Origin of the sequence: Rhodococcus sp. PvR044 (genome assembly GCF_040548995.1) — a bacterium.
GTDB lineage: Bacteria > Actinomycetota > Actinomycetes > Mycobacteriales > Mycobacteriaceae > Rhodococcus_G > Rhodococcus_G oryzae.
In genome coordinates this window covers 50,000-76,344 of sequence record NZ_JBEPSX010000005.1, presented here as the reverse complement: position 1 = coordinate 76,344, position 26,345 = coordinate 50,000, and the positions used below count along the sequence as shown (strand labels likewise).

Here is a 26,345-nt window from a genome sequence, read left to right as displayed (position 1 = left end):
CCTGGTTGTCGGACGTCAGAAACACTGTTCCGAAAAGCTTTCCATCTATCGTGGTGATGGAGTGAGGGCGGGAGCGGCCGATCGGGCCGCAACCCTGATGGAACAGACGTTGCGGCTGATCGGAAAGGTCAGCGTCCCGTTCGTGGCCGGCTGGTGCCTGGAGACGTTGGCCTGGATCGCGATACGCGAAGACAAGCCGACGCGCGCCGCCGTCCTGATGGGTGCCGCCGGAAGAACCTCTCGCAGACGCTCGGGAGCGTTTCAGTGACCCAACCGCACCTGCTCGGGAACCACGACGAATGTGAGGCGCTCACCCGCGACGCGCTCGGGAATCAAGCCTACGGCGACGCATTCCGCACCGGTGCCGCCGTGAGCATCGACGACGCGGTCGCGTACGCACTCGGAGACCAGCGCGCCGATAAGCCCCCGACGAAATCCGCGGTATCCGTGTTGACCCGCCGCGAAACCGAGGTGGCAAACCTCGTCGCGCCTCGCGGACCCAGATCGTGGCCTGGATTGCCGTGAACCAACAGAATCGACAGCTCTGATCCGAGCGACGATGTAGTTCGTGGCGCACTGCAACGTGGACCGAACCGAAGGAAGAGAATCCGTGACGAAATACGACGACGCCGCCTGGCATTACGGCGGCAGGTTTCCCGACGATCTGCCGAATGCTGCTGGTGGCACTCACATCGGCATGTTTGTCGCGTGGTGCCTGCTGAGCGGTTTCGCGGGGGAGGATGTCGAGGATGAACTCGAACCACTCGAGTCTCGGGAGGTGACGCCCGGCGGCTTTCTGTTGAAGGTGCTCGACGAGAAGTTCGTCAGCGACGATCTCACCGCCGACGGCAACGCCTTCGCCGTCGCGTACTACGCCGGCGAGAACGACGACTCCCGGTACATCGACGACTATCTCGACGCGTTCGACACCACAGCGGCGAACATCTACCGGGTCGAGGACAGCTGGGAGACGTACGCCGTGATCGCGGATCGGATCGCCGCACGCTTCCGCGCCTGGGTGGACGCCGGGCGGCCGCGCTACCTCCGATGACCACCTCCATGGTGGTGGCTAGTCTCGGGGACATGCTGGCCACCGCGATCATCGTCATCACGTTTGCCCTGGTCTTCTATTCCATCGGCGTGTGGTCGGAACGGATCCAGAAGACCCTGAAGTGGTGGCACGCCTGCGCCTTCGCGCTCGGCCTGGTCTGCGACGCCACCGGTACCTTCCTGATGAGCCAAATCTCCGACGGGTCATCGGAAACCGGAACATCCACCTTCGACAAGATCATGATCGTCACCGGAGCCTTGGCGATCGTGCTCATGGCCATTCACCTGGTGTGGGCCGTCATTGTCCTGCTCCGCGATCGCCCCTCGGAGAAGGCGAAGTTCCACCAGTTCAGCCTGGTCGTGTGGACGATCTGGCTGGTGCCCTACTTCACGGGGGCCATCGGCGCCATGACCGGCTAGCGCGGCCTGAGCCAGCCGGACCTAGGTGACTCTGGCTGCGCTGCGCCTTCGCCGGCCTGCTACTTTGATATTGTTCTAGAACACTAGAACACTGGAAAGAATTGGGGGTGGGTGTGGCCATGTCACCAATGGGCGACCCTGGGTTGTCCGGCAGGTTCGGTCGATTCGGTGGGCGGTACGTCCCCGAGGCGCTCGCGCCGGCATGCCGCGCGGTCGAAGCAGGCTTCCGCGATGCGTGGGCGGACCCGGAGTTTCGGGCGGAACTCAGCCGACTCCTGGCCGAGTACTGCGGACGGCCGACGCCCGTCACGCGGGCACTGCGGCTTTCCGAGGCACTCGGCGTCCGCGTCCTGCTCAAGCGTGAGGACCTCAATCACACTGGCAGTCACAAGCTCAACAATGCTCTGGGCCAAGCACTCCTGGCCCGCAGGATGGGCAAGCGCGAACTCATGGCGGAAACCGGCGCCGGTCAGCACGGCGTCGCCACGGCAACGGCCGCTGCACTGCTCGGCATGAAGTGCACCGTGTACATGGGCGAGGTCGACATGGCCCGGCAGGAGCTCAACGTCTACAGGATGGAGACGCTCGGCGCGCAGGTGATTCCGGTTCGAACCGGCGCCAGGACGCTGAAGGATGCCACCAGCGAGGCCTTTCGGCATTGGGTCACTCGGGCGGACGAGAGCCACTACTGCCTGGGCTCGGTGCTCGGGCCGCACCCCTACCCGTGGATCGTTCGCGAGTTCCAGTCCGTGATCGGGATCGAGGCGGCGGCGCAGTGCGCGCACCTGCTCGCCGGCGGCGTCCCCGACATCGTCGTCGCGTGCGTCGGTGGCGGATCCAACGCGGCGGGAACGTTCGCCGGGTTCGCCTCGTCGCAGGCGCGACTCGTCGGCGTCGAGGGTGCGGGTGGCGCCGGCGCCACCAACGGCACCCTGGGTGTGCTGCACGGCTCGATGTCGCTCTACCTGCAGGACGATGCGGGTCAAGTGCTCGAAGCGCATTCCGTCGCTGCCGGTCTCGACTATCCGGGGCTGGGGCCCGAGCACGCCCACCTCGCCGAGCTCGGCCGCGCGGACTACGTGACCGTCACCGACGAGCAGGTCCTCGACGCGGCCGGGCAGCTCGCGCGACTCGAAGGCATCTTCCCCGCCCTGGAGTCCGCGCACGCGCTCGCCTGGGTCGCGCAGGCCGCCCGCGACCGACAGTTCGCTCCCGACTCCACCGTCCTGGTCACGGTGTCCGGCCGCGGCGACAAGGATGCCGAACAAGTCAGGAGACTCGACCGTGAACGTGCTTGAGATGACGCTTCGCAAGGTCCGCGACAGCGGCTCCAAATGCCTGATCGGCTATGTCATGGGCGGGATCCGAGAGGATTGGACCGATCTCGTGCAGGCCATGATCGACGGGGGTGCCGACGCCGTCGAGATCGGGCTCCCGTTCTCGGACCCGATGCTGGACGGGGCAGTCATCCAGCGCGCCTCCCTCGCCGCTCTGCAGCGGGGTGCGCAGGTGGAACGAATCATGGACGAACTCCCGAACGTGTCCGTGCCGCTGATCGCCATGACCTACAGCAATCACCTGGTCTCGCGCGGCGTCCCGAACTACCTGGGTGCGATCGCCGCCGCCGGAATCAGCGGGTCCATTGTCGCGGATCTGCCGTTCGAGGAATCGGCGGACTATCTCGCGGCGGCCCACACCGCGGGCGTGGCTCCGGTGCTCATGGCGGCCCCGTCGACATCGGCGGACACGGCGCAGCAAATCGCCCGGGCCAGTGGCGGATTCGTCTACTCGATGGGCGCGATGGCGCCGACCGGGCGGCACCGGACCACGGACGAGAGCGGGTGGGAGTTCGCCCAACGCCTCCGGTCGGCGGACGGTCTGCCGGTTGTGATCGGGTTCGGAATCGACTCACCCGAGCGCGCGGCACGGGCCGCTCGGTACTCCGACGGCGTGGTCGTCGCCTCGGCGCTGATGGACCCGGTGCTCGAGGGTGCGACCGCGGCGTCGATCATGGGAACCGTCCAAGACTTCCGCCAACGACTCGACGAGGCAGCAATTCCGTGACCAGGCAATCTCGACTGCCCAAGTACCTGGCGATCTACGACGACCTGCGGGCCAGGATCGACACCGGCGAATGGCAGTCCGACGACGCCTTGCCCGCGCAGCGTGAACTCGCGGCGTCCTACGGTGTCACGATCATGACCCTCCGGCAGGCACTGCAACTGCTGGAGAACGACGGGCTGATCGAAATGCGTCCGGGCGCGGGTACCTTCCCGGCGAACAAGCGGTACACCTACAACCTGCTCCACCTATCGGGGTTTGCGGATGATCTCAGGGCGCAGGGTGCCAACGTCGAGACGCACATTCTCGGGTCAGCGCGCGAGATTCCGCCACCCGAGGTCGCCCGCTCGCTGCACCTCGGGCCGACCGAGCAGGTGCTCGTGGTCACCCGCCACCGCGTGATCGACACGCATCCCGCCGTGCTCCAGTACTCCTACATCCCGCGGGGAATGGGGATCTCCCCGGATGAACTGGTCGACGCGTCGCTGTATCAGGTTCTCGCACAACACGGTTACCCGGTCGCCTCGGCCAACGAGTCGATCACCGTCACCACGCTCGGTGCTGCCGAAGCCGAACTGCTGGCGCGCCCGGAGCAGAGCCCGGCGATGCTCAGTCGCCGGACGAACGTCACCGAGGACGGCACCCCGGTCCTGCACGACACCGCCCTCATTCCGTCCGACATCGCAGAGATCCACATCGACCGCGGGCCCCAGCAGCTTCGCGTCACCTATCGCATCAACGACCGGCACACCTGACGACGTGTGGGTACGGCGGGGTTCAGTCGATCTCCAGGTCGTGCAGGATCGGGCGCAGGCGGGCAAGCGCGCGTTCATCCTCGACAGCGATGTCGCCGCTGGAGTCGAAGCGATCGTCGCGGTCCACGAGGGAACGGAGCTTCTTCGCGACCTCGCGGCGGACCGTTGCCGGTGCTGCCGCCAGCCGTTCGGCGAGTCGGAGGCCGAGATCGCGTGCCCACCGGTCGGTCAGGGCACCCGCGACGATCTTCACGATTCGTGTGGGAGTGCCGGGCAGGGGCAGCCCGAGGTCGAGGAGGGCGATCGCGGCGGCGGCATTGGCTTTGATGAGCGGGCCGTTGTAGTTCTTGCGGTCGGTGACGACGAGGTCGGCGAGCAGCGCCTCGAAGTCGGTGTGCGCCTTGGGCGGTAGCAACTGCTGGGCGCGCCACTCGAGCGCGAGACCGATGGCTTCTTCGATCGGGCCGCGCCCCTCGTCGATGATGCTGCGAAGCACGGGCCAGCCGGTTGCGGCCTCGCCCGGGTCGGTGGCGGCGAGAATGCGTAGTGAGGCGAGCTGGTTATCTCGCTGGTAGTCGCTCGTCGCGGGCTCCTCGCCGACGAGGCTGCGGCACCAGTCGAGGAAGCGCGGATCGGTGCGGTCAGCCCAGTGCGCGAGCACCGCGGACTCCCTGTACTCGAGGTCAGCGTCGAGGACGCGATGGAAGTCCTCCGGGTCCTTCGTCAGGCGTGCGAGAGCGAGCAGCACGGTCGCGTCGCCGGAAACGCTCGCCTCGCGGACGCGGTCGATGCCGGCGGTGTCGCCCCATGTCGCGAGCGCGTCGGCGGACTGCTTCGGCGCGACCGCGAGCATCTCCTGTACCTCGGGCAGGGCCTCGGCGGCAGTCTCGGCGGGCCAGGAGGCGAGCAACTCGATGAGGTGTCCGGCGCCGTCGCGGGACGGATCGGCAGGAGGCTGCTGCCGCAGCGCCTGCCGGATGCCGACGATGAGCATGGTGGCGGACGGTGCGTGTTCGCGGACGAGCGCGTAGCCGAGCGCGGACCGTCCCGACGCGGAGGCGGCAACCATGAGGCCGCGCGCGGCGGGGTTCGTGAGCAGGGCCTGAGCCATCGGGCGAGCCCACCGTCCGTCGCCGGCCCGCAGCAGAGCGAGCGCGGAATCTGCCCGAGCATCCGTGTCGACGGTGCTCGACCCGATGGCGGAGGTGTCGCCCGTAGTGACCCGCTCCGCGAGGGCGACGAGCAGGTCGCAGACCTCGGGTGTCGGTGGGCACTGCCGGAGCGCAGCGATCATCGCCTCCGGCCTGGCCTCAGGCAGCGCCGCCAGCGCGAGCAAGCGACGGACCGCCGCCGGAGCGTTGCTCCGGGAACCGATGACGACATCGACGAGCCCTGCGATCGTCGTCTCGTCCGGCGCCGGCAGCGCGGCGAGTACGACAGCCGATGCCTCCGGGTTGACCTCGCTCAACCATTCCGGGAGGTTTCCGACGCCGAACGCGATGCGGGGCGCCACCTCGACGGCGAGCTCCCATCCCGCTACGAGCGCGTCGAGATCGGTGGTCTCAGTGCCCCCGGCCGTGATCCGCGCGAGCGTCGCCGCCATCACCAGGCCGGGATCCCCGTCAGCGAGGGCGGCCGAGACATCGACACCGAGAGTCGTGAGCGCGGCGACACATGCCTGCTCGACCTGCTCCGCCGGGCGGGAGCACGCCCGCGCCGCGAGCGTGTCGAGGGCAGCGGAATCGGCCGTGCGCGCAGCGGCCTGCAGCAATGCCGCGGCCGCGGCCTCCGAGCCGTCGTCGACGATCAGTGGTCGCACGAGCGCCGCGATATCGATCAACGAGTCCCGGGCCGACCGGACCAGGGCGGCCGTCTCGGCGTCGTCCACCTCGACCTGTTCGTAGGCACGCACCGTGTCGGCGAACATCAGCAGCAACCACGCCGTGCTCTCCGCATCCGCGGACTGCCGTGCGCCGAGCACCGACGCGATCGACGTCATCGCCGGCGCGGTCGAGTCATAGAGGGTTCCCTGGTGCAACACCGCCGCCCACAGTTCGTGCAGCGACTCCTCGACCGTCTCCGCGCCGGCGAGCCCCTCGATCCAGCCGGGCACATCGCTCGCGTCGCCGTAGGCGTGTTCCAGTGTCGGCCAGTCGACCTCGGCGAGGTGGGTGCGCCGGGACACGCTGTTCATGGGGTCTCCTTGTCATTGAACTGCCCGGTGTCGGACAGGGCAGTTGCACAGTTGCGCCGCCACCGCGACGGGTCGGCGTATCCGCCGCTTCAGGTGATCGTGTAGCCGAGTTGATGGGCCTGGCGTCGCTTGCAGGGCGAGGAACTATTGGTCGCTTCGGTAGACGCTGCGGACGGCGCCGTCGAACCCGACCGTCAGGAAGCCCTGCGCGCCCGCGTCCTCGTTCCACAAGTGGATGCTCACGACCGGCCCGTCATCGCCGCGCTTCGCTTCCATGTGGATCCGGGTCGGGTCGTCCACGCGAAGCGTGCGATCCGCGCCGTGGAGCAGCCCGATCACCCGCGGGACGTTCGGGCGCAGCTCCGCCAGGTTGATGGGAACGCCCTCGGTGCGATTGGACGACGTCCCGTTTTCCGTGATCCGGGCCTGTCCCTTTTCGACCTGGTACTCGTACCTCTGCGCGAGGCCGGGTTTGCTGGGCACCGGGCGTGAGAACGTCGCGTACTCGGGGTAGACGGTCAGCTGGTCGACCTCCGAGTTGCCCAGTTGGTGGGCTATCTCGTCGAGCATCCGTCCGAGTCCTGCCGCGGTGGTCAACTCCGTGGTCGTCGCGGCGGCGGTGGCCGGCTCGTCGTGATCCCGGGCCGACGTGACCACCACGATTCCGCACACCAGGACCACGGCTGCCGAGAGCGCGACGGCCCAGCGGGCGTCCCGCAGTGATGGCGGTGTCGGCACGGCATCGTGCAGATCCGGATGTACCTGCAGGTCCCGCACGAGTCGGTCGAGGTCGGCGAGCGTTCGCGCCGACCGGGTCGCCTCGGTCCGATGTCGGTGCTCCACATCGCTCAGCTGGCCGTCGGAATACGCCGCATCGAGGACGTCACACACCGCGGCGCGGTCGACGTCGCGGGCGCGCAGCCGCAGTGCCGAGGCCCGAGGGCGCCGGCTGTTCGGTGTGGTCATCGTCCCTCGGCCTTGGAGACGTCGACGACCGTGCCGTTCAGGCGCGTGTCCACCATTCCCCGTCGATCGTCTTTGTCCTGGAACAACACGCTGACCAGACCCTCGCCGGTCGACGAATCGGGGCGCACGAAGATGTGCTCCACCTTTCCCGCCGGGATCCCGACCAGGCCCGCCCCCGTCGTGATCAGCTCGCCGAGCCGGTCGATGTCGAGGGCTGCGAGATCGACCGTGTCGGTGTCGGAGGTGCGTGAACTCGGCGACCCCGACGTGGAGAAGCCGGCGCGGAAGCTCCAACTCTGCTCGCGGTGCGGCTGGTCCTGCAGCATTCGGGTGAAGAACACGTAGGTCGGGTAGAACAGCACTTCATCCACCCGCAGATCCCCGAACGTCTGCTCGTACTGATGTAGGAAGTCACGGATCGCGGCGGGAGAGCGCGGATCGAGCGGTTCGATCACGATCGGCTGCGGCTCGCCAGGAGCGACGGGCGCCGGAACCGGTTCGGCTGCGACGACCGTCGCGGGTGCCGCGTCGTGGCCTCGGGTCATCAACACGACGGTTCCGACGACCGCCACGGCCGCGACGACACCGGCGGCCACGACGCGTCCGGGAACGCGCCTGCGTGGTACCGGTGCGGAAGCGCGTGCGGCCTCGACGAGATGCTCGGGAATCTGCAGGTCCGAGGCCAGCGCGTCGAGTTCACCGAGCGTCTTGGCCTTCATTGCCGCGGCGGTGCGGGCCTCGTACTCGGCCGGGTCGAGCTGTCCCTCGCCGTAGCCGGCGTCGAGCAGCCCGCATGTCTGGGCGCGATCGATATCGCGCGCGCGAGTGGAGGAAACCTGATCAGGCACGCACGTGATCCTAGGAAACCGTTCGGAACCTTGTCCGCCCGGCTCCGGACCGATCCGGTCCCGACCTGTCCATGCCGTATTTCGGTCCCCACGTGCGGCTACGCCCACTCGACCGGGCGCTACGCCTCGATCGGGCTGTACCAGTCGGCGTTCTTGAGCAGCACCCTCGTGCCCAGGTCGCGGTTCCATTCCGGCTCGATGCCGTGCCGCAGGAAGACGGGGAACATCACGTCGTCGAGCAGGCGCGTCACGTCGGCCGTGTAGAGGTCTTGTTTCGCGTCATCGCTGAGCGTGTCGTAGGTGGCCTCGTCGAAGTCCTCGGGCGGGAACGCGCCGTACCCGATATAGGTCTCGCCGTCCTCGATGAGACCGCTGGTGTCCTGTTGGTGGAAGTAGGCGTAGCCCATCCAGTGGCGGCTGTCGTCGAGCTCGCCCCAGATCTCGCCGGACGCGCAGCTGCCGCAGCAGGAGAAGTCCGCGCGGGCGACCACGCCGTTGGCATTGAGCTCCTCGAACGCGGCGATCGTGCGGGAGGTGTACGGGCCGATCTCCGTCTGCTGGAGCAGCCGTGCGGTTCGGAGCGCGGCGAACGCCGCCCGGAGCTGCTCGTCGGTGAGGTCGTAGTCGTCGCCGTAGGTGTCGACGAAATCGTCGGCGTCGCCGCGGCCGGTGATCAGCTGATCCCAGATCTGCCGGGTCAGCTCAACGCGGCCGTCCTCGTCGAGGGGCAGGTCGGGCAGGGTGGCGTAGGGCGGGAACGTGTTCGGGTTCGACAACGCGCTCACAGCGCCACCTCCGGATAACGAGCGGAACCGGGCAAATCGCCCGGCAGCGACGATGCTAGCTTTCGTCGATCCACGGGTGGATTCAGCGTCGGGGAGCGGTACCGCGTCGTCAGTGTGCGAGTGCGTTGAAGACCTCTGCCCAGTTTCCCCCAGCAACATTCATCGCATTCCGAGTCTCGAGGAGAACGTCCCGAGCGATCTGCTCGAGCGTGGTCCCTCCGGCAGAGCTCTCGATGCCCTGGAGGGCCGTCATGCCCTCTTCGGTTGCGGTGAATTGCTCTTCCCACTGCCCGGCGGAGGACAACAGGAATCTCAGGTGGTAGGGGTAGTCGAAGTCAGGCGCCGGCACTCCGGTCTCGGCAATATTCTTCAGCGAGGTGACGATCAAGCGCAGTTGGTCGGACTCGAAGGAGCAAGATTCCGGCTCCGCCAACCCTGAGTATTCGAGTGATCCATCAACGAGATCCCGCCAGTACTCGCGATCGTGCAGGCCGTCCCGCTGCTCCATGTGCGTCTCCGCGAAGACCGACATGAGTTCGGTGTCGTCGATGAGTGGGGAAAGCACCAGATCCTCGCTGAAGTCGTAGCCGAAGAAGTACCGAGTGCCGTCGACCGCGATTGATTCGATTCCTCCGATGTGGCGGTAGTCCCGAAGAAGCGGTGCAGGAATACTCGTCGCCGCTGCTTCTGCACCATCGGGGGTTCCGGACTCGCTGCATCCCTGGATGCCCATCATCGCTCCATTCGTCCACGAGTCCGATCTTGTTGATCGCAGTGGGTAGGAGAGTAGCGGTTCGTAGCGACACAGTGGTTGGTGGTACGGCGGAGGATAGACATAGCCGGCGTCGGTCTCAGAGGTCGACGCCGGAACCTGTCAGTCGATGACTCGAGTCGCCTGTCATACGACCAGCGGCAGAAGTTCGTGCAATCTCTGGGCACGGCTCGCGCGCGATGCGTGCCGCGTGCAAGACGCTGAATTCTCGTCGTGACCCGTCCGATCTGGACTCGCACTTGGCGCACATATATTAGACCGGGTGCGGCGGGATCTGTTTAATGGCAGTCGAACCTGATCTGAAACCGACTCTCGCGCACCGAAAAACCCCGACCGCATTCGGTATATTTCGAATCTGTCAACTTGTGGTGCTCGCTGGTTCCCAGCTTCTTCATGAGGAGTTGACACTCGTGACGACGATCCTGTGCGGCCTGATCCGAACAGGACGATCGTGATTCGCGACAGCAGATTCGGATCGGAGCTCCTCCTCTGCGGCGGATGGTGGGGCGTAAACCCAGACGGCCATGTGGTCGAGTCCGAGTAGCGGCAATGCCTCTCGTCCGCGCCAGCACTCTCAGCGCACAGGTGATGCCGACAAGTCAGCCAGGGCGACGACAGCGCGCGCTGTCCTAGCGGTCGCCAGAAACCTCACTCGCAAGCACGACGAGAAGGCACCGGCAAGGGGACCGGTCAGGGGGATCACAACTTGGGGCGCGAAGTAGCGCTGGAGCGAGCCGGTCGTCGCCCCGCAACTGCTCGAAGGGCGGAGAATCGAGAACTCGAGCGGGCCCACGCAAACGTCCTTTGGAGCTGGGGACGCGCACTTAGCTAGACGCGATCGAGGGCGAAGCCAGTCGAGATCGCTTGACGGGGATGCCGTCGTCGATCCGCACGCCTATCCGCCGCCGACCCGCGCTGACCGCCCCGGCAAGCTTGAACCCGTCCTGTGAAGAATCTACGTCTTGTTGGCCTGCTCGGGTGCGTCGGCGGGCTCGATGATCTTCCTTTCCTCACTCGCGCCGGGAGTGATCTCGATGCGCCTGGGCTTGGCCTTCTCCACCACCGGGAGGGTGACCGTGAGCACTCCATTCTGATAGGTCGCGGCGATGTGCTCGGAGTCAATTCCGTCGCCGAGAGACAGTTGGCGCATGTAACCCCCGGCGAAACGTTCAGAGGCCAGCCACTGCACATCATGTTCGGTGCGCTCGCTGCGCTGGGCCTTCACCGTGAGGATGCCGCCTTCGACGCTGACCTCGACGGAACCTGGGTCCACACCCGGAAGGTCGGCGTGCAGTACGTAGTGATCGCCGGACCGGTAGAGGTCCATCGGCATGAACCGTGGGGCCCGGGCGGATCCGGCCGACGCCCCGAGCACCTGCTCGGTGAGCCTGTCGAAATCGCGGAATGGATCGAATCGAAGTGGCACAGCAACCACCTCCTACAGGTTGGTGGGCCGCACCCCGCCACCGTGGTGGGATATCGGCTCGGCTGTACTCCTTTCGGTTTAGCACTTCGCAGGCACTAGTGCCAGTGCCAGGGGATTGCCCCCGGTTTGGTTGACGAGTCAGTGGAGCTCGGGGCAGTCCAGGCGCTCCTATGCGTCGGTGCGGACGAGTCTGCGTCGCTTCTGACAGGCGGTGACATCTGACGCTGTCGACGACGTTGTCGGACAGGTGCTGGGCTCGGATCCAGGAGTTGATCCGCAGTCGCACCGGCTCCGCCGGCGGGATGCTGAGCATTCCGTTGCGGGCTGCGAGCATCACTCCGGCTCGGCGATCACCGCCTCGATGCCCCGTGATCACAGATATGAGCGCGGTTGGCCCTCGGCCGGCGCGATCAGCGCCTAGAGCGTGCCGTTTTCGATGTCGCGTTGCACGGCCTGCTGGTTCGCGATGTGCGAGGACACGCCGTTCTGCACGGTGTAGTCGATCAGCGCCGCCGGCGCCGAGAACGTCAGGTGCTCGGTGACCGTGGTTGCGTCGCCGTCCTCGGCGAAGGTGACCTTCTGGTGGGTGATCACGCCGGGCATGTCCCAGGTATCGGTGCTGTACCAGTGGTCGGCGGCGTACACCCGCTGCTGCCCGACGGTGCGTCCCGGGATCGACATCGGACCTGCCGGGATGTTCTCGAGGGCGATGAACTCCCATACGTCGGCGCCACCCTCGGTGTACTTGCGGCGATCGAGCACGCCCTTCAGGAACGGGTGCCGTCCGAAGCCGTTGGAGAAGTTCGAATACGCCGGGAACACGCGATCGATGGGCGCGTCGATGGTGACCGGCAGGTCGACGTTCACCGTCACCAGTGCCGAACCGGCCTGGCTCTCCTCGAACTCGTAGGCGGCCCACGAGGCCTCCCATTCCGCGTCCAGTGCGGACGAGGAACCCGAATCGGGATCGGCCCCGGCGACTCCCGTGCCGCCCAGCGTGATGCAGGCGGCCAGCACGCAGGCTGCGACAAGCTTGGGTGCCGAGCTCCCGGCTCGCTGTCCGCAGATCTGCTCAGGACGTTCGACCATTCGCGTTTCCTCATCCGTCGAGACCGCTGCCGCCCTTCGGCGACCGGGCGAATGATACGCCGCCCGTGCCTTCAAACGACACGGCCTCGTTGACGTGGAGGGCGGATTCTTCTCGACCGCAAGCGACGACACGGTGGCGAGCCTGACCGGCGTGCGGCCGGTCTAGATCGGCATTCCGGAACCCAGGAAATCGATGATGCGCAGGATCTGATCGAGATCGAACGGGTCGCGCCCCATCTGCGCCAGCATGGCCCCTGTGAGCGCGCCCGCAAGTGCGCGGATCTCGAAATCCTCTGTGCTGCGCCCGGTTCGCGCCACCGCGAGTCCCACGACCAGTTCGATATTGCGCTCGAATTCCCGGGCGATGACACCGCGCAGTTCCGGCACCGAGTACACCAGGTTGATCCGTTCCTTCTCGAACGCGTAGTCCTCGTCGGAGATCTCCTCGAAGGATTCGATGGTGGCCTGGCGGAAGGCCGCGAGCAGCGGCATATCGGCCGGTTGGCGTTCGATGGCCTGGATCATGACCGGATCCAGGTCGTCGGCGAGTACCACCTGCTCCTTGGACGGGAAGTAGCGGAAGAAGGTGCTGGGCGAGATGTCCGCGGCCTCCGCGATCTGTTCGACGGTGGTCTCGGTATAGCCCTGCTCCCGGAAGAGGCGGAACGCCTCGGTGCGGATGGTGCGCCGAGTGCGTTCCTTCTTCCGTTCCCGCAGCGTCGGCTTGGGCCGACGTGCGGGTTCTTCGGAATGTAGAGCGTTGGTGGACTCAGCTGGCATGAACCGATTGTGCAGCATCGGTCTCGGGCTCCGGTGTCACCGGCTTTCGCTGGGTCAGCGTCGCGGCCAGAACGGTGGCGGCGAGGCAGATCGCGGCGCACACCCAGAGCATGACGCTCATGCCGTCCATGAACGCCGTCTGCACGTGGGTGAGCATGGCCGGATCGCCGAGTTTGTGCGCGACTCCCATCCCGGCGTTGACACCGTCGGAGACGGGGTCGTGGTTGAGCTCGCCGAGGCTGGAACGGTACTGCGTGGACAACACGGTGCCTAGCACGGCGACGCCGATGGTTCCCGCCGCCTGCCGCAGCGCCTGCAGCAGTGCGGAGCCGGAGCCGGCGCGTTCGGGGGTGAGGTCGTCCATGGCCAGACCCATGGCGGCGGGCATGACCAGCCCCATGCCGAAGCCGAGCAGGACCAGCGCGGTGGCCGCGAGCCCGTAGCCGCTGTCCACGGTGAGCAGTGCACCCATGCCGAGTCCGGCTGCGAGCAGCGCGAATCCGGCGGTCAGCACTGCGCGCAGCCCAGCCTTGGGCAGCACCCTGTCCACCACCCGGCTACCGACGGCGAGCCCGCCGATGAGTGGCAGCAGCCGCAGTCCGCTCCCGAGGGTGTCGGTGCCGAGCACGGACTGGAAGTACTGCGGCATGGTGAAGAAGATGCCGAACATGGCGAAGTTGACCAGGACCAGATAGACGGTGCCCCAGCGGAATCCGCGTGCGCCGAAGAGGCCGAGGTCGATCAGCGGATAGGCCGCGCGCCGCTGCCACAGCACGAACGCCCCGAGCACGAGCGCGCCGCCGAGAATGGCCGCCCAGGCGAGGCCATCATCCCAGCCTTCCTGTCCGCAGCGAATGAAACCGTATGTAAGACCGAGCATTCCGGCGATCGACAGGGCGACACCCGGCAGATCGAGCCGGAACTTGTTGTCGGAGCTCGATTCTGGCACCAGTAGCGCGACGGCGGTCGCCCCGATGGCCACCATGGGCACATTGAGCAGGAACACCGAACCCCACCAGAAGTTCTGCAGCAGCCAGCCGCCGAGGATCGGGCCGAGCGGCAGGCCGATGGCGGTGGAGGTGATCCAGATGGTGAGGGCGCGCTGACGCTGCGCCGGTTCGGGGAACAGGCCGGGCAGCACCGACATGGACAGCGGCATCATGGCGGCCGCCGCGACGCCGAGCACCACGCGGGCGGCGATGAGCTGTCCGGAGGAGGCCGCGAAGGCACAGGCGATCGAGGCCGCGCCGAACAGCAGTAGGGCGGCGAGCAGGAACTTCTTGCGTCCGTAGCGGTCACCAAGCGCGCCGGCCGGAAGCATGAAGGCGGCGAGGGCGAGGGTGTACGCGCCGCTGAACCACTGCAGCGCGGCGGTGTCGGCGTGCAGGTCGACGGCGAGGGTGGGCAGGGCGACGGTCAGGACGGTGACGTCGAGTCCGATGGTCAGCATGGCGACGGCCAGGGCGCCGAGGGCCAGCCAACGGCGCACGCCTGGTGCTTTCATGGCAGTTCCTATCATTTGGGGTCTACTCGATAATGAGAGTGTCTCGCATTTAGTAGTAACTGTCAAAACTTGAAGCGTCATCCATTCGGCACCTGCCCGCTGGATGGCGGTGGACGGCGATGGATGGATGATTTCCAGCGTGGTTGGCGCTCGGCTTCGTCGCTGGTCATGGAAGGGCACCCGGACCGATGAGTTAGAGCCGCGGAAGTGGTCTCTTCTTGCGAGATGCAACCGTGGAGGAGTCGCCATGCCGCTTCATATTCAACGATCGCCAGAGCGCCTGGTCGCCCTCGGTGACGTCGACCTGTGTGTGACCACATTTGGGGACCGGAGGCGGCCGCCGGTGGTGCTGCCGTGCACATCGAGATTGTTCTGGGACGACCGGTTCTGCGACCGGCTTGCCGGCGCTGGTCGGTTCGTCCTGCGCTATGACATCCGCGACACTGGCCGGTCGACTAGTTATGCGACCGGCTCTCCCGGCTACAGCCTCCGTGACTTGGTCTCGGACGTCATTGGACTGATGGATGTCTTCGAACTTCCGCGAGCTCACCTGGTGGGCTTCTCGGTGGCCGGATGGATCTGTCAGCTTGCCGCCCTCGACCATCCCGGCCGTATGTCGGCGCTGACCCTGATCAACACCCGTCCGACCTCCCCGGGCCCGGCGGACACGGATCTACCCGAACACTCGGACCGGATCGTGGAGTTCTTTACCAAGGCAGCCGATCCGGACTGGTCCGACCGGGCGGCGGTGATCGACTACGGCGTCGAACAGGCCCGGGTACGAGCGGGCGCACTCGGATTCGACGAACAGGAGGCGCGTCATCAGGTGACCCGAATGGTCGACCGCACCACCAACATGGCCTCCAGCATGCGCAACCTGGCATTTGCCGAGGCGGGCGACCGCTGGCGGGAGCGCCTGGGCGACATCGCCGTGCCGACCCTCGTCGTCCACGGTACCGATGACCCGTTCTTTCCGTACGGCAACGGACAGGCCATGGCTCGCGAGATCCCCGGCGCCGACCTGCTCCCCCTGAACGGCATCGGCCACGAACTTCCGGCCACCGCTTGGGATCAACTGCTCGCCGCCATGCTGGTCCTCCAGCCGGAATCCGTGGTCGGCGAAGGGGTTGGACAGCAGGCGAGGCGAGGGGCGGCCATGCCGTGATGATGTCGTGTTGCTGTGTGACACCACTGAATTGGTGGCGGGGCAGGGGCGGGGAGTGTTCACCAACACCATTGTGGCGACTCGGCGCGGAGCCAGGTTTTGTGCGGACAGGGCGAGGACGCACGGTGTGTCATCGGCTTCGCAACCCATTCATGGGGTCACAAATCGTGTGGAATACAGGCTATTAGCGGCTCGCCGGTGAGCAGCCTGCACAGCAAGTCAAACGGAGCCAGTCCCACACTGTTCGCGAGGTCGGTGGATCCGGAGTTGTGGCCAGGGGTTGCATTGAAGAAGTTGCTGCTGCCGGAATCGGCGACATCAGCCGGATTTCCGAGGTTGACCGGCGCGGCCGATGCCGAAGCCGCGGTGCCGAGGGCGATGGCTGCGCTGGCCAACGCAACGATGATTGAACGCTTCAAGGTGATCCTCTCCACTAGTGCTGTTCGACGCCGAGTGACGTCGTGGAAACCATATATATCGCCCGTCCGGTTGGTGGCTGATTCGATCGCATCGGTGGCATCGAGAATCCCGTTGTCCCGGTGTCGATTTCTCTACACAGAATGGCGCGCGCGGACGGATGACGAGCTCCCGCTGCCGCCGGATCCCTGGATGGACGCCGTCGACGACGACTGGGCGGCAATCCGTGGGACAGCGATCGGCGATAGGTTGACCAGCTATGTCGAACCAGATGATCGCTGTCGCGTATGTAGGCGGGGTGATGCTGTTCGCAGGGATTCTGCTGCTGGGCATCTTTGCGGCCGGACGTCGTGCTCGCGCGGGACGCAAGGCCGGCCGCTACACGTCGCGACCTGGTAACTCGTCGTCCAACTGGTAGCCATCATCCTCGTCGACGGCATCTGCGGCCCGCCGGAGCTGATCGCGGACGGGGTTCAGGCGGTCGTGTGCCAGGTGGAAGTCCGTGGCGCAGATTTGGGCTACCGTCGGCTCAGTCGCCTCGCCGGTGGGCGACGAAGGTGGCCAGGCTGGGCCCGCCTTCATCCGCCTTCATCCGCGTTCCAACGGCCGATCATTCAACGCACTCGCGCGCATCGCTTCGATGAGGTCGGCCGCACGGGACACAGCCGGGGCAGTCCCCATCGGCCAGGTCCGCCATCGTCTCTAGAGGCACTACGAAGAGAGAGAAAATTCGTTAGCCTTGCAACCCACCTCGACCCGCCCGAGTTTAGGGTTAAACACCAAGCGGCCCAGCCGAATCAAGAAAGTTCGGGGTGGCGAGGCCGACGTACGCGGTAGGAATTCGACCAGTTATATTCCCCCGATGTTGAAAGTGCGCCTCGGTGTCCGAGCCCGGATCCTGGCCATCGCGTTGGTTCCAAGCCTGGCGTTGCTCGGAATCGGTGTAGGCACGGCGGGATACCTGATACGTGAGGGCCGACAGTCCGAACAATGGGCGGCAGCGAACGGAGATGCCGTGAGCCTCGCTCGCGACGTGGTTGCCGGGGTAGAACAGGAACGGATGCTGTCGCTGTGGCATCTGTCCGGTGAACAGAGCGATCCGGCCGCGCTCGCCGCAGCACGGAACAAGCTCGACACCGCGTTCGCAGAGCTGGCCCCCTACTCATCGAGGCTGCAGAGCGCGTCGCAGGGCACCATGGGTGCCGACACGGGTGGATTCGACACCTTGTTGGCTCGCCTGCCCCAGATTCGCGGTCAGATCGATGCAGGAAGAATGCCGATCGAGGACACATTCGCCCTCTACAACACGATTCTCGATGCGGTTGCGCTCGGCACCAACCTCATCACCGGCAACGCACCCAACGCCCAGGTCGGCGTCACGCTGATCAATGGCGTGCGGGTCCTGCACGCGATGGAGGGAATGTCGCGTTCCGCCGCGCTCACCGCTGCCGAACTACAGGGGCAGCTCAGCAGCGGTCCACTGCGCAACGACTATCGAAATCTGGTCGGGTTCTACCGGACCGCACTTCCGCAGCTCGCCGCCGACCTGGGCGCTGATCCAGCAGCTGAGAAGATCCAGGCAGCGCTGGCCTCTCCCAGCTGGCAGCAGGTGGCCGCGATGGAGGACTACCTCATCAATCCGCCGAAGTCGGACAAGAACGGTGACGTCCCGCCACCGCCAATGACCTTTGCCGAGTGGCAGACCGCGCAGGAACAGCTGTCTGCAGGGGTGATCGGCGCATGGAAAGGCCTGAACGACCATGCGAACCAGATTGCTGCCGACGAGGGCAAACGCACCGCGGCGAACTCACTGTGGGCGGGTGCCGCTGTGCTCGCGCTTGCGCTCGTCGCGTTCCTGCTGTCGCTATGGATGGCCAACCGACTGATCGGGCGGCTCACGCGCCTACGCAAGGAAACGCTGGACCTGGCAGAGGTCGAACTGCCCGAAACCATGCGCAAGCTGGGTGCGGGCGAGCAAATCGATCCCAAAGCTGCGCACCTGGACTTCGGGGACGACGAAATCGGCTCGGTGGCACAGGCCTTCAATCGTGCACACACAGCAGCCGTTTCCGCCGCGGTCACCGAGGCCCGCACCCGCGAGGGCGTGCGCGCGGTGTTCCTCAACATCGCCCACCGAAGCCAGATGGTGGTGCACCGGCAACTCGAGGTCCTGGACGAGGCCGAACAAAGCCAAGAGGATCCCGCCCTGCTGGAGACATTCTTCCGACTCGACCACCTGGCGACCCGCGAACGCCGCAACGCCGAGAACCTCATCATCCTCGGTGGTGGCGAGCCCGGCCGGCAGTGGCGGAGTCCGGTGCCACTGGTCGATCTGGTGCGTAGCGCGACCGGCGAGAGCCTCGACTACACGCGGGTGCACACCCGCCGCATGCCTCAGGTGTTCATCGTCGGCAATGTGGTCGCCGACCTCATCCACCTGCTCGCCGAACTGATCGACAACGCGACGGCGTTCTCCCCGCCGCAGTCGCGCGTCGAGGTGAGCGGCAACGTGGTCGGCAAGGGTGTCGCGATCGAGATCACTGATCAGGGCATGGGGATGTCCGTCGAAGAACTCGACCGCGTCAACGAGATGCTGCGCAATCCACCGGATTTCGGAGTCGAAACGCTCTCTGCGACTTCACGCCTGGGCTTGTTCATCGTTTCACAACTGGGTGGACGGCACGGAATCTCTGTGCAGCTAACCGAATCCGAGTACGGCGGCGTTCGCGCCATCGTGCTGGTGCCGAACTCGGTGGTCGCCGCCGATGCGACACCTGTAGCTGGCCATCAGCCGGATCGGTTCGCCGGACATCGGCCCGAGAGGCGGATAGCCACTGCGATACCGGACCTCGATTCTTCCGAATCGGTCTCGGCTGCAGCGGGTGTCGCGACACTGGCACCCCCGGCTCCAGCGCCTCCCATCGAACAGCCAGTGCAGTCGGTGGCCCCGCCACAGGCGTGGTCGAATGTCGAGCGCATCGATAGCGCGCCGCACACCGAGTACACGGAATCTTCTGTGGCAACGCCGTGGCATGAGCCGCCGACCCCCGCTGTCGAGCCGGAGGCCCTCACCCCGCAACCGTTGCCCGACAACGGCGGTGGCGTTCGCCCAAGCCTGCCTCGCCGGCGCCGGCAGGCCAGTCTGGCGCCGGAGCTGGCGCACGACACTCAACTCGAGGTGGACGCGCAGCAGCCGTCACGATCGGCGGAGGAAGCGCGAGATCTGATGTCCGCCATCGCGTACGGTACCCAGCAGGCTCGCCATTCGGAACCACCGCAGGGGTATACAACGAGGGACGAAATGGAAGGTGAAGGAAGGTGAACGTGACGACTTCTAACACAGGTGATCTGAACTGGCTTCTCGACGATCTGGTCAATCGTCTTGCCGGGGTGCGCTACGCAGTCGTGCTTTCCACCGATGGTCTGCTGCTGGGCCGGTCCACGTCCATGAGCCGTGAGGACGCCGAGCACTTCGGCGCCATGTCGGCCACCCTGTACGGACTAGCCCGCAGCGCGGGACATCGCTTTCAAGGCGGCGGCGTTCGCCAGGCCGTCATCGAGCTCGAGAAGGCGGTGTTGTTCGTGACGGCGGCCGGAAGCAACGCATGTATCGCGTTGCAAGCCGTCGACACCGCGAATCTGGGTATGGTCGCGTATGAAATGAACCTGACTGTGCAGCGTGTCGGTAGCTATCTGTCCGCCCATCCTCGTAACGGTGTGGCCGAGCAGGGAGCGTAGGTTGCCGTGACAGGTATAGGTCAATCGTGGTTCGACGATGCGGCAGGTCCTCTGGTCCGCCCGTACGCCGTCACACGGGGCCGCACGATGGGCGCGGGACACGATCTCGACATGCTCACGCTCGTAGTGACCGTGTCCCCCGCTCCGCGGCTGCAGCACATCGAAACGGAGTACGCGGAGATCGTTCAGCTGTGCTCTATTGCGCAGTCGGTGGCCGAGGTCTCGGCGCACCTGAATCTGCCTCTGGCGGTTACCAAAATCCTGGTCGGTGATCTCATCGCCGAGGGAATGCTGAACTTCCGGGCTCCCGCCAGCAGCGACTCCTACAACGACATTGCCGGGATCGGCGACCTGAACATCTTGCAAGCAGTGCTCGATGGAATCCGAAAGCTGTAGACAACTATGCATGACAATGCGTCCTCAGCCGACCTGGCTGCTTCGGTCAAAATCCTCGTAGCCGGCGGCTTCGGAGTCGGTAAGACCACGATGGTGGCCTCCGTCAGCGAGATCGCACCACTGCGTACCGAGGAAACGATCACCGAATTATCCACCGGCATCGACGATTTGTCGGGCGTGGAGGGTAAGACCACGACCACCGTGGCCCTGGACTTCGGTCGTATCACCCTCGATGAAAGCCTGGTTCTGTACCTGTTCGGCACTCCTGGACAGGACCGATTCTGGTTCCTTTGGGACGAACTGGTGCGCGGGGCCCTCGGCGCCATCGTTCTCGCAGACACCCGTCGGTTGGAGAACTCGTTCGCCGCCATCGACTTCTTCGAACGGCGGGGAGTCTCGTTCGCGGTCGCGGTGAACTGTTTTGACAGCGCCCAGGCCTACACAACTGACGAGGTTCGCGAGGCACTCGACCTCGATACCGAAACCCCCATCGTGCTTTGCGACGCTCGTGATCGCGATTCGTGCAAATCTGTACTGATAACGCTCGTCGAACACCTCATCGCCCAGGTCAGCACCGCGGTGGCCTGAGCAACGTAACGTTTGTCGTCGCGGCGGGATCAGTCGCCGGACTCACCGGGGCGGTTCGAACACGCCTGCGCGGTCGCAGACTCACTCTCCATCCTCTGGAAGGGAGTGGGGGTGGCATGCAGCTCGTCGAGCGGCTGGCGTTCGTAGCGGCCGGGGCGGCCGAGCTGTTCGGGCATGCTGCGGGCTAGGTCGTTAGGGGACAGGTCCTGCGGCAGGGCGGCCGTCGCAGTTCGTGTCCGGGCCCGCGGAGCGCGCGGGCTGATGACGAGGCGCCGCGGCCGCCGGATCCCAGTCCCGATCCTTGGCTGGACGTCGTCGATGACGAGTGGGGCGGTGATCCGTGGGACAGCGATCGGCGATAGGTTGACCAGCTATGTCGAACCAGATGATCGCTGTCGCGTATGTAGGCGGGGTGATGCTGTTCACAGGGATTCTGGTGCTGGGCATCTTTGCGGCCGGACGTCGTGCTCGCGCGGGACGCAAGGCCGGCCGCTACACGTCGCGACCTGGTAACTCGTCGTCCAACTGGTAGGTGCTGTACGGATCGACCACCGTGCGTCGATCGCTCTTCGTCGATCAGCTGCGACTCCGTCCTGTTTACCGATCGCCACTCAGGTTCTGATATGACGGATGCCGACTGCGGCCCGCCGGAGCTGATAGCGGACGGGGTCCAGGCGGTCGTGTGCCAGGTGTAAGTCCGTGCGTGCCGCAATGTGCTCGACTACGTCGTCGACGGCGCGATCGTCGGTATCGACATGTTCAGTGAATCGTTCCGTGGCTAGCGCGGTCACGCACCGGCCGATCTGTTGCATAGCCCAGGTTTCATCGCTTCCCACAGCGCGACCCAGCCAGTAACCGGCGCGGGTTCGCAGTCGACGTCGGAGAGTGTCTGGTGACGCGACGAGGGAGAAGTGTCTGACGTCAACACCTTCGGCGGACAGACCCACCATGATCTCGTCGAAATAGTCCGGGTTGACCAGCGTCATCGGGACGATCACTGGACCGTCGTGGGCAGCCACCGCGTCGGCGAGCGTCGCGACTACAGCTGATCGCCACTGGGGTCGGTCCTGAAAGTCGCGTCGCGCGGATGCCGGAAGCATCTTGTGGATTGCGAAACCGATGAGTTCAGGATCGGCGACGTGAGAGCGAGAGACACGTCGATTCAACTCGAACGCAGTCTGAGTCTTTCCCGCACCGAACGCGCCGTTGATCCATATGAGCATTGCGCCGAGCCTAGCGAGCACGGCCGATTCGCGTCGGCGCTGACCTCGTAGCAGTCTCACCTGATTCGGAGAAACCGACTGGGACAGCCGTGACCAGCGGACCGATCCGTGCAACGAAATGAAGAAGGCCACCGCTCTTGCGAGTTTGCGATCTCGTTCGTCGCAGTTCGTGGATGGAGGGGTGTTCACCTATGCCTGTTCGGTCTGGGCTGCATGCGGATTGGATAGGTTGACCAGTCGGTGATCACACTTGACGGGCGCTTCGAATCACACAAGTCTGGATGGATTCCAGATTGATGACATTCACGCCCCACCCCCGCGATGCCCGCAGTCAGACGGACGCGCTCGCCCCCCGGATCTACGGCCGGCATCGCGGACCTCAGGTCACCAATCCAGCTCTGGCTGACAACACTCCAGCACGGCGACCAATTCGACAGTGGCCTCTCACTTCCGGGGACCGACACTGCATCTCGCCGGAAAGAACCCTGCATCTGTCCGATGCAGGGTTCTTGGCGTGAGTCATGTCTGAATACATTGTTGCAGTGAATGTTCTGGGACTCTAGGCATGATGAGTCGGCGGGTTGAGGCTGAGCAGTAGATCGGTCGGCAATACTCCTCAGACCCCTTATCGGGTGGCTCGGGGGGCGCCGGGGCCAGGGTTGATAGTGATGGGTCCGGCGGCGGTCGGGACGATAGGGAAGTCGAATATGGCGGTCGGAATGTAGACGGTGGCGCAGGAGTTGGGGATGTCGACCACCCCGGAAAAGCGTCCTTCGATCGGCGCGGCCCCGAGCAGCAGGTAGGCCTGCTCCGGGCTGTAGCCGAACTTTGTGAGGTAGTCGATAGCGTGCAAGCAGGCACGTTGGAAGGACAGCTGGGAGTCGAGGTAGCGCTGTTTGCCGTCGAGGGTGACCGAGGTGCCGGAGAAGGCCAAGAATTCGGTGTAGTTCGGACCTTCGTTGCCCGGCAGGAAGATTGCGTTCTCGGCGACGCCGTAGAGCTCCATGCCGTTCTTGATCAGATCGACTCGTAGGTCGATGAAGCCGCCCATCTCGATGGCGCCGCAGAAGGTGATTTCGCCGTCGCCTTGGGAGAAGTGAAGGTCGCCGACGGACAGGTTCGCGCCGTCGACGAACACCGGGTAGAAGACCCGGCTGCCGCGGGTGAGGTTCTTGATGTCCTGGTTGCCTCCGTTCTCGCGCGGTGGGGCGGTGCGTGCGGCTTCGGCTGCGGCCCGATCGAATGCGGTACCGGTCAGTGATCCGAGGATCGCGTCTTGCGGCTCGGGTGGCAGCGCGAGCGGCGGTACCCGCTGCGGGTCGGTCGCGATTAGTGCGCCTTCTCGGGTGTTCCACTTTGCCAGCAGCGCAGCGGAGGGGGCGGTTCCCATGAGGCCGGGGTGCGTGATGCCGGTGAAGCTGACCCCGGGGATGTGCCGGGAGGTGGCGGTGTGGCCGCTGAAGTCCCAGATCGCCTTGTAGGCGTCGGGAAACTGTTCCGTGAGAAATCCGCCGCCGTTCTCGGTGGCGAAGATGCCCGTGTATCCCCAGCCTTGGCCGGCGAGTGGACCCGAGTCTTCTTGGGGGATCGGTCCGATGTCGAGGATGTCGACGATAAGCAGGTCGCCTGGTTGTGCGCCTTCGATCGCGAACGGGCCGGAGAGGCAGTGCACGGTGCTGAGCGGGGCATGGAGAACGTCCTCGGCGGAGTCGTCGTTGTGGATGGCGCCATCGAACCATTCGCGGACGTGTACGCGGAACTCGTCGCCCGGTTTGACGGTCACGGCCGCGGGGATGTCGGGGTGCCAGCGGTTGTGGCCGACGATGTGTTGATCGGTGAACTTCTTGGTGGAGTCGAGGGGGAAGATCAGTTCGGGCATGGCGGACCTTCTTTCGGTATCAGGGGCGGGGGAGCTGGCGGTGCAAAGGGTTTCGGGTGAAGGCCCGGCTTCCGGTGTTGGACGGTGGCGCGCTGACGACTGCGGGTTCGCTGGCGGTCCGTTTCGTTTGGTCGATCAGTCGTGTGGCCGCGGACCGAGTTCTGATCAGGCCGGCGCCGCCGAAGCTTCGAGCACTGGGGTTTGCGCAGTGCGGGCAGGGGGACTCGAGTGGGACGTCGGCCATTGCGTAGTTGCTGTCGAAGCTGCCGCAGCTTCGGCATGTGAACTGGTAGTAGGGCATGGCCACCTCCTTTAGTTTCATGCGGAGCTATTCCGTATGGCGACGATATAAGTCGCGGTAGGTCACCGCGGCGAATCCGTCAGGTGAGCTTCGTGTTACGTGCGCGGCGTCTTGTGGCGGTCCCGTTAATTTCCATATGAAGTAGTTCCATTTGGGCCTATTGCCCTTAGCGTCTTGCCTACTGCAGCTCGTGGACACGCCGCAGCTTCGACAGCAAGAGAGGACACAGATGAGCACCGTCTCGCCAACACCCGCCGGGCATCAACCGACGGACACGGGCACACGAACAACCTGGTCCAGGTTCCGGGAGTGGGCCGCGAAGGATAACATCGAGGACTATTCGCTGCGCTACGCACCGAAGTCGTTCCGCCGCTGGAGTCCGATGGCCTGTTCCGTGACCGCACTGGGAGGCATCGCGTATCTCGCCGACTACTCCATCGGCGCGTCGATCGCCGTCAGCCATGGCGCTGCCAGCGCGATCGTGGCGATCCTCGTCGCAGCGGTAACCATCTTCCTGACCGGTATCCCGATCGCGTACTACGCCGCGAAGTACAACCTGGACATGGACCTACTCACCCGCGGCGCCGGGTTCGGCTACTTTGGGTCCACTCTGACCAGCCTGATCTACGCCAGCTTCTGCTTCATCTTCTTCGCACTCGAGGGTGCGATCATGGCCCAGGCGATGTATTTGGCCTTTGACATGCCGCTGCCAGTCGGATACCTGCTCGGCTCCCTCATCATCATTCCGCTCGTCCTGTACGGCATGTCTGCACTGGCGAAATTCCAGGTGTGGACACAGCCACTGTGGCTGATCCTGTTCGCCGCGCCGCTGGTGATGATCGCGATCGCCGACCCGAGCGGCTTCGACGGGTTTCTCTCATGGGGCGGAGACGGCGGCACTGAACGGGTAACCGCTATCGCGGTCGGCGCGGGCGCCGGCGTGGCCCTGTCCCTGATCGCACAGATCGGCGAGCAGGTCGACTACCTGCGTTTCATGCCCGAAAAGTCTGAGACCCCGCCGCTGCGGTGGTGGGCCGCCGTACTCGCCGCCGGCCCCGGATGGGTGATCCTCGGTGCCGCCAAACAGATCTGCGGAGCGTTCCTCGCGTTCTACGTCGCTGGAGAAGTGGGCTTCGCCCGGGCCACCGAGCCGATCGAGCAGTTCCTCGGCAGCTACGGCTCGATGATCCACAACCCCACCGTGGCCCTCGCGATCGCCACAGTCATGGTGCTGCTCTCCCAGATCAAGATCAACGTCACCAACGCCTACTCGGGTTCGCTGTCGTGGTCGAACTTCTTCAGCCGCGTCCTCCACGTCCACCCCGGCCGCGTCGTCTGGCTCGCCCTGCACATCACGATCGCGCTGACACTGATGCTGGCGAACATGTTCACCGTCCTGAACACGATCCTGGGGTTCTACTCCAACGTGGCCATCGCCTGGATCGGAGCCATCGTCGCGGATCTCGTCATCAACAAGGGGATCCTCAAGATCAGCCCGCCCTACATCGAGTTCAAGCGGGCCTACCTCTATCCGATCAACCCGGTCGGATTCGTTTCGATGCTGGTCGCATCATCGGTCTCGATCGTCGCCTACTTCGGAGCTTTCGGCGCCTTCCTGCAGGCGTGGTCGCCCTACCTGGCACTGGCGATCGCACTGGTCCTGACCCCACTCATCGCGGTCCTCACCGGCGGCAAATACTACCTGGCCCGGCCGAACCCGCTCCGTGAAGAGATCGAAAAGGAACCACTGTGGGCCGGGCAGACCCTCCTCGACATCGTGGACGGGAAGCGCTACGAACTACCCGACATGGTGCACGACTGCCCGTTCCATGGCGGACCGATCTCCTCGCTCAGCTGCACACTCACCAAGAACTGTCACGAGCAGTGCCAATCCGCGTCCTACAAGAATGACGTCGACGCCGACGGACTCGGCCTTCGGCAAGCACACAGCGTCGTGTGATCGGCATGGACGTCCTGGCCAGGTCGTT

At 65.4% G+C, this 26,345-nt stretch carries 26 protein-coding genes; 13 read left to right on the top strand and 13 right to left on the bottom strand.

The features are described 5' to 3' along the window. The first annotated feature begins 61 nt into the window (after positions 1 to 61). The 7 genes from ABIC28_RS13470 to ABIC28_RS13440 all read left to right on the top strand — a co-directional run bounded on the left by ABIC28_RS13470 (position 62) and on the right by ABIC28_RS13440 (position 4,286). The gene (locus ABIC28_RS13470; RefSeq protein WP_108168819.1) at positions 62 to 268 is read left to right on the top strand and encodes a hypothetical protein; all 207 of its coding nucleotides are present in this window, start codon (positions 62 to 64) and stop codon (positions 266 to 268) included. After that, a complete protein-coding gene (locus ABIC28_RS13465) occupies positions 265 to 525 on the top strand; it encodes a hypothetical protein (protein ID WP_097211644.1) in 261 nt (86 codons plus the stop codon). Before ABIC28_RS13470 ends, ABIC28_RS13465 begins: the two co-directional genes overlap by 4 nt. Before the next feature lie 85 nt (positions 526 to 610). Continuing rightward, positions 611 to 1,051, top strand: coding sequence for a DUF7832 domain-containing protein (locus ABIC28_RS13460; protein ID WP_097211643.1), 441 nt, complete (start codon positions 611 to 613; stop codon positions 1,049 to 1,051). A gap of 32 nt (positions 1,052 to 1,083) precedes the next feature. Further along, positions 1,084 to 1,470: an HsmA family protein gene (locus tag ABIC28_RS13455; RefSeq protein WP_097211642.1), complete on the top strand. Its 387-nt coding sequence runs from the start codon at positions 1,084 to 1,086 to the stop codon at positions 1,468 to 1,470. Between the two features lie 119 nt (positions 1,471 to 1,589). Next, positions 1,590 to 2,768 (top strand): tryptophan synthase subunit beta, encoded by a 1,179-nt coding sequence (gene trpB / locus ABIC28_RS13450; protein WP_108168825.1) that lies wholly within the window; start codon positions 1,590 to 1,592, stop codon positions 2,766 to 2,768. Further along, positions 2,755 to 3,534: a tryptophan synthase subunit alpha gene (trpA, locus tag ABIC28_RS13445; RefSeq protein WP_258195861.1), complete on the top strand. Its 780-nt coding sequence runs from the start codon at positions 2,755 to 2,757 to the stop codon at positions 3,532 to 3,534. Before trpB ends, trpA begins: the two co-directional genes overlap by 14 nt. Continuing rightward, positions 3,531 to 4,286: a GntR family transcriptional regulator gene (locus ABIC28_RS13440; protein WP_354579297.1), complete on the top strand. Its 756-nt coding sequence runs from the start codon at positions 3,531 to 3,533 to the stop codon at positions 4,284 to 4,286. Before trpA ends, ABIC28_RS13440 begins: the two co-directional genes overlap by 4 nt. Before the next feature lie 22 nt (positions 4,287 to 4,308). On the opposite strand, the gene ABIC28_RS13435 is transcribed toward ABIC28_RS13440, so the two are convergent. The 9 genes from ABIC28_RS13435 to ABIC28_RS13395 form a co-directional block, all read right to left on the bottom strand. Further along, on the bottom strand, positions 4,309 to 6,480 hold the full coding sequence (locus ABIC28_RS13435; protein WP_209928345.1) for a hypothetical protein: 2,172 nt from the start codon (positions 6,478 to 6,480) through the stop codon (positions 4,309 to 4,311). 144 nt (positions 6,481 to 6,624) lie between these two features. Then, a complete protein-coding gene (locus ABIC28_RS13430) occupies positions 6,625 to 7,446 on the bottom strand; it encodes a DUF1707 SHOCT-like domain-containing protein (RefSeq protein ID WP_097211637.1) in 822 nt (273 codons plus the stop codon). Next, positions 7,443 to 8,294 (bottom strand): DUF1707 SHOCT-like domain-containing protein, encoded by an 852-nt coding sequence (locus tag ABIC28_RS13425; protein WP_209928346.1) that lies wholly within the window; start codon positions 8,292 to 8,294, stop codon positions 7,443 to 7,445. Before ABIC28_RS13425 ends, ABIC28_RS13430 begins: the two co-directional genes overlap by 4 nt. 119 nt (positions 8,295 to 8,413) lie before the next feature. Next, positions 8,414 to 9,079 (bottom strand): DUF6891 domain-containing protein, encoded by a 666-nt coding sequence (locus ABIC28_RS13420; RefSeq protein WP_097211635.1) that lies wholly within the window; start codon positions 9,077 to 9,079, stop codon positions 8,414 to 8,416. A gap of 109 nt (positions 9,080 to 9,188) precedes the next feature. Then, entirely contained in the window at positions 9,189 to 9,815 is a 627-nt protein-coding gene (locus ABIC28_RS13415) for a hypothetical protein (RefSeq protein ID WP_354579295.1), read from the bottom strand. A 991-nt stretch (positions 9,816 to 10,806) separates the two neighbouring features. Continuing rightward, a complete protein-coding gene (locus ABIC28_RS13410) occupies positions 10,807 to 11,277 on the bottom strand; it encodes an Hsp20/alpha crystallin family protein (protein ID WP_257017461.1) in 471 nt (156 codons plus the stop codon). A gap of 417 nt (positions 11,278 to 11,694) precedes the next feature. Continuing rightward, a complete protein-coding gene (locus tag ABIC28_RS13405) occupies positions 11,695 to 12,366 on the bottom strand; it encodes an SRPBCC family protein (RefSeq protein ID WP_269589695.1) in 672 nt (223 codons plus the stop codon). Between the two features lie 162 nt (positions 12,367 to 12,528). Beyond that, entirely contained in the window at positions 12,529 to 13,146 is a 618-nt protein-coding gene (locus ABIC28_RS13400; protein WP_245221135.1) for a TetR family transcriptional regulator, read from the bottom strand. Further along, the gene (locus tag ABIC28_RS13395; protein ID WP_354579292.1) at positions 13,136 to 14,650 is read right to left on the bottom strand and encodes an MFS transporter; all 1,515 of its coding nucleotides are present in this window, start codon (positions 14,648 to 14,650) and stop codon (positions 13,136 to 13,138) included. The genes ABIC28_RS13400 and ABIC28_RS13395 overlap by 11 nt, the downstream gene beginning before the upstream one ends. A gap of 367 nt (positions 14,651 to 15,017) precedes the next feature. Here ABIC28_RS13395 and ABIC28_RS13390 point away from each other — a divergent pair, with 367 nt between their 5' ends. Beyond that, the gene (locus tag ABIC28_RS13390; protein ID WP_354579291.1) at positions 15,018 to 15,815 is read left to right on the top strand and encodes an alpha/beta fold hydrolase; all 798 of its coding nucleotides are present in this window, start codon (positions 15,018 to 15,020) and stop codon (positions 15,813 to 15,815) included. A gap of 158 nt (positions 15,816 to 15,973) precedes the next feature. On the opposite strand, the gene ABIC28_RS13385 is transcribed toward ABIC28_RS13390, so the two are convergent. Beyond that, complete coding sequence (locus ABIC28_RS13385) at positions 15,974 to 16,234, bottom strand: hypothetical protein (RefSeq protein ID WP_143548444.1); 261 nt, start codon at positions 16,232 to 16,234, stop codon at positions 15,974 to 15,976. Between the two features lie 860 nt (positions 16,235 to 17,094). On the opposite strand from ABIC28_RS13385, the gene ABIC28_RS13380 reads away from it, so the two are divergent. Genes ABIC28_RS13380 through ABIC28_RS13365 form a run of 4 tightly spaced genes read left to right on the top strand, consistent with a single transcriptional unit; the run spans position 17,095 to position 20,954 of the window. After that, positions 17,095 to 19,554, top strand: a complete 2,460-nt coding sequence (locus tag ABIC28_RS13380) for a sensor histidine kinase (RefSeq protein WP_354579288.1) — start codon at positions 17,095 to 17,097, stop codon at positions 19,552 to 19,554. Between the two features lie 2 nt (positions 19,555 to 19,556). Next, the gene (locus tag ABIC28_RS13375) at positions 19,557 to 19,970 is read left to right on the top strand and encodes a roadblock/LC7 domain-containing protein (protein ID WP_097211797.1); all 414 of its coding nucleotides are present in this window, start codon (positions 19,557 to 19,559) and stop codon (positions 19,968 to 19,970) included. A gap of 6 nt (positions 19,971 to 19,976) precedes the next feature. Beyond that, positions 19,977 to 20,366, top strand: a complete 390-nt coding sequence (locus ABIC28_RS13370; RefSeq protein ID WP_097211627.1) for a DUF742 domain-containing protein — start codon at positions 19,977 to 19,979, stop codon at positions 20,364 to 20,366. A gap of 6 nt (positions 20,367 to 20,372) precedes the next feature. Then, positions 20,373 to 20,954 (top strand): GTP-binding protein, encoded by a 582-nt coding sequence (locus ABIC28_RS13365; protein ID WP_097211626.1) that lies wholly within the window; start codon positions 20,373 to 20,375, stop codon positions 20,952 to 20,954. 611 nt (positions 20,955 to 21,565) lie between these two features. On the opposite strand, the gene ABIC28_RS13360 is transcribed toward ABIC28_RS13365, so the two are convergent. The 3 genes from ABIC28_RS13360 to ABIC28_RS13350 form a co-directional block, all read right to left on the bottom strand. Next, positions 21,566 to 22,177, bottom strand: a complete 612-nt coding sequence (locus ABIC28_RS13360) for an AAA family ATPase (RefSeq protein WP_354579285.1) — start codon at positions 22,175 to 22,177, stop codon at positions 21,566 to 21,568. Positions 22,178 to 22,802: 625 nt separating this feature from the next. Next, a complete protein-coding gene (gene fmdA, locus ABIC28_RS13355; protein WP_097211624.1) occupies positions 22,803 to 24,056 on the bottom strand; it encodes a formamidase in 1,254 nt (417 codons plus the stop codon). 19 nt (positions 24,057 to 24,075) lie between these two features. Continuing rightward, a complete protein-coding gene (locus ABIC28_RS13350; RefSeq protein ID WP_179800547.1) occupies positions 24,076 to 24,357 on the bottom strand; it encodes an FmdB family zinc ribbon protein in 282 nt (93 codons plus the stop codon). A 394-nt stretch (positions 24,358 to 24,751) separates the two neighbouring features. On the opposite strand from ABIC28_RS13350, the gene ABIC28_RS13345 reads away from it, so the two are divergent. Next, a complete protein-coding gene (locus tag ABIC28_RS13345; protein WP_354579283.1) occupies positions 24,752 to 26,317 on the top strand; it encodes a purine-cytosine permease family protein in 1,566 nt (521 codons plus the stop codon). Positions 26,318 to 26,345 lie beyond the last annotated feature (28 nt).

Excerpts from the sequence above, each read along its gene's own strand:
- ABIC28_RS13455 (WP_097211642.1), top strand. The coding sequence starts at position 1,084 with ATGCTGGCCACCGCGATCATCGTCATCACGTTTGCCCTGGTCTTCTAT.
- trpB (WP_108168825.1), top strand. The coding sequence starts at position 1,590 with ATGTCACCAATGGGCGACCCTGGGTTGTCCGGCAGGTTCGGTCGATTC.
- ABIC28_RS13435 (WP_209928345.1), bottom strand. The coding sequence starts at position 6,480 with ATGAACAGCGTGTCCCGGCGCACCCACCTCGCCGAGGTCGACTGGCCG.
- ABIC28_RS13430 (WP_097211637.1), bottom strand. The coding sequence starts at position 7,446 with ATGACCACACCGAACAGCCGGCGCCCTCGGGCCTCGGCACTGCGGCTG.
- ABIC28_RS13415 (WP_354579295.1), bottom strand. The coding sequence starts at position 9,815 with ATGATGGGCATCCAGGGATGCAGCGAGTCCGGAACCCCCGATGGTGCA.
- ABIC28_RS13405 (WP_269589695.1), bottom strand. The coding sequence starts at position 12,366 with ATGGTCGAACGTCCTGAGCAGATCTGCGGACAGCGAGCCGGGAGCTCG.
- ABIC28_RS13400 (WP_245221135.1), bottom strand. The coding sequence starts at position 13,146 with ATGCCAGCTGAGTCCACCAACGCTCTACATTCCGAAGAACCCGCACGT.
- ABIC28_RS13395 (WP_354579292.1), bottom strand. The coding sequence starts at position 14,650 with ATGAAAGCACCAGGCGTGCGCCGTTGGCTGGCCCTCGGCGCCCTGGCC.
- ABIC28_RS13380 (WP_354579288.1), top strand. The coding sequence starts at position 17,095 with ATGTTGAAAGTGCGCCTCGGTGTCCGAGCCCGGATCCTGGCCATCGCG.
- ABIC28_RS13365 (WP_097211626.1), top strand. The coding sequence starts at position 20,373 with ATGCATGACAATGCGTCCTCAGCCGACCTGGCTGCTTCGGTCAAAATC.
- ABIC28_RS13360 (WP_354579285.1), bottom strand. The coding sequence starts at position 22,177 with ATGCTCATATGGATCAACGGCGCGTTCGGTGCGGGAAAGACTCAGACT.
- fmdA (WP_097211624.1), bottom strand. The coding sequence starts at position 24,056 with ATGCCCGAACTGATCTTCCCCCTCGACTCCACCAAGAAGTTCACCGAT.
- ABIC28_RS13350 (WP_179800547.1), bottom strand. The coding sequence starts at position 24,357 with ATGCCCTACTACCAGTTCACATGCCGAAGCTGCGGCAGCTTCGACAGC.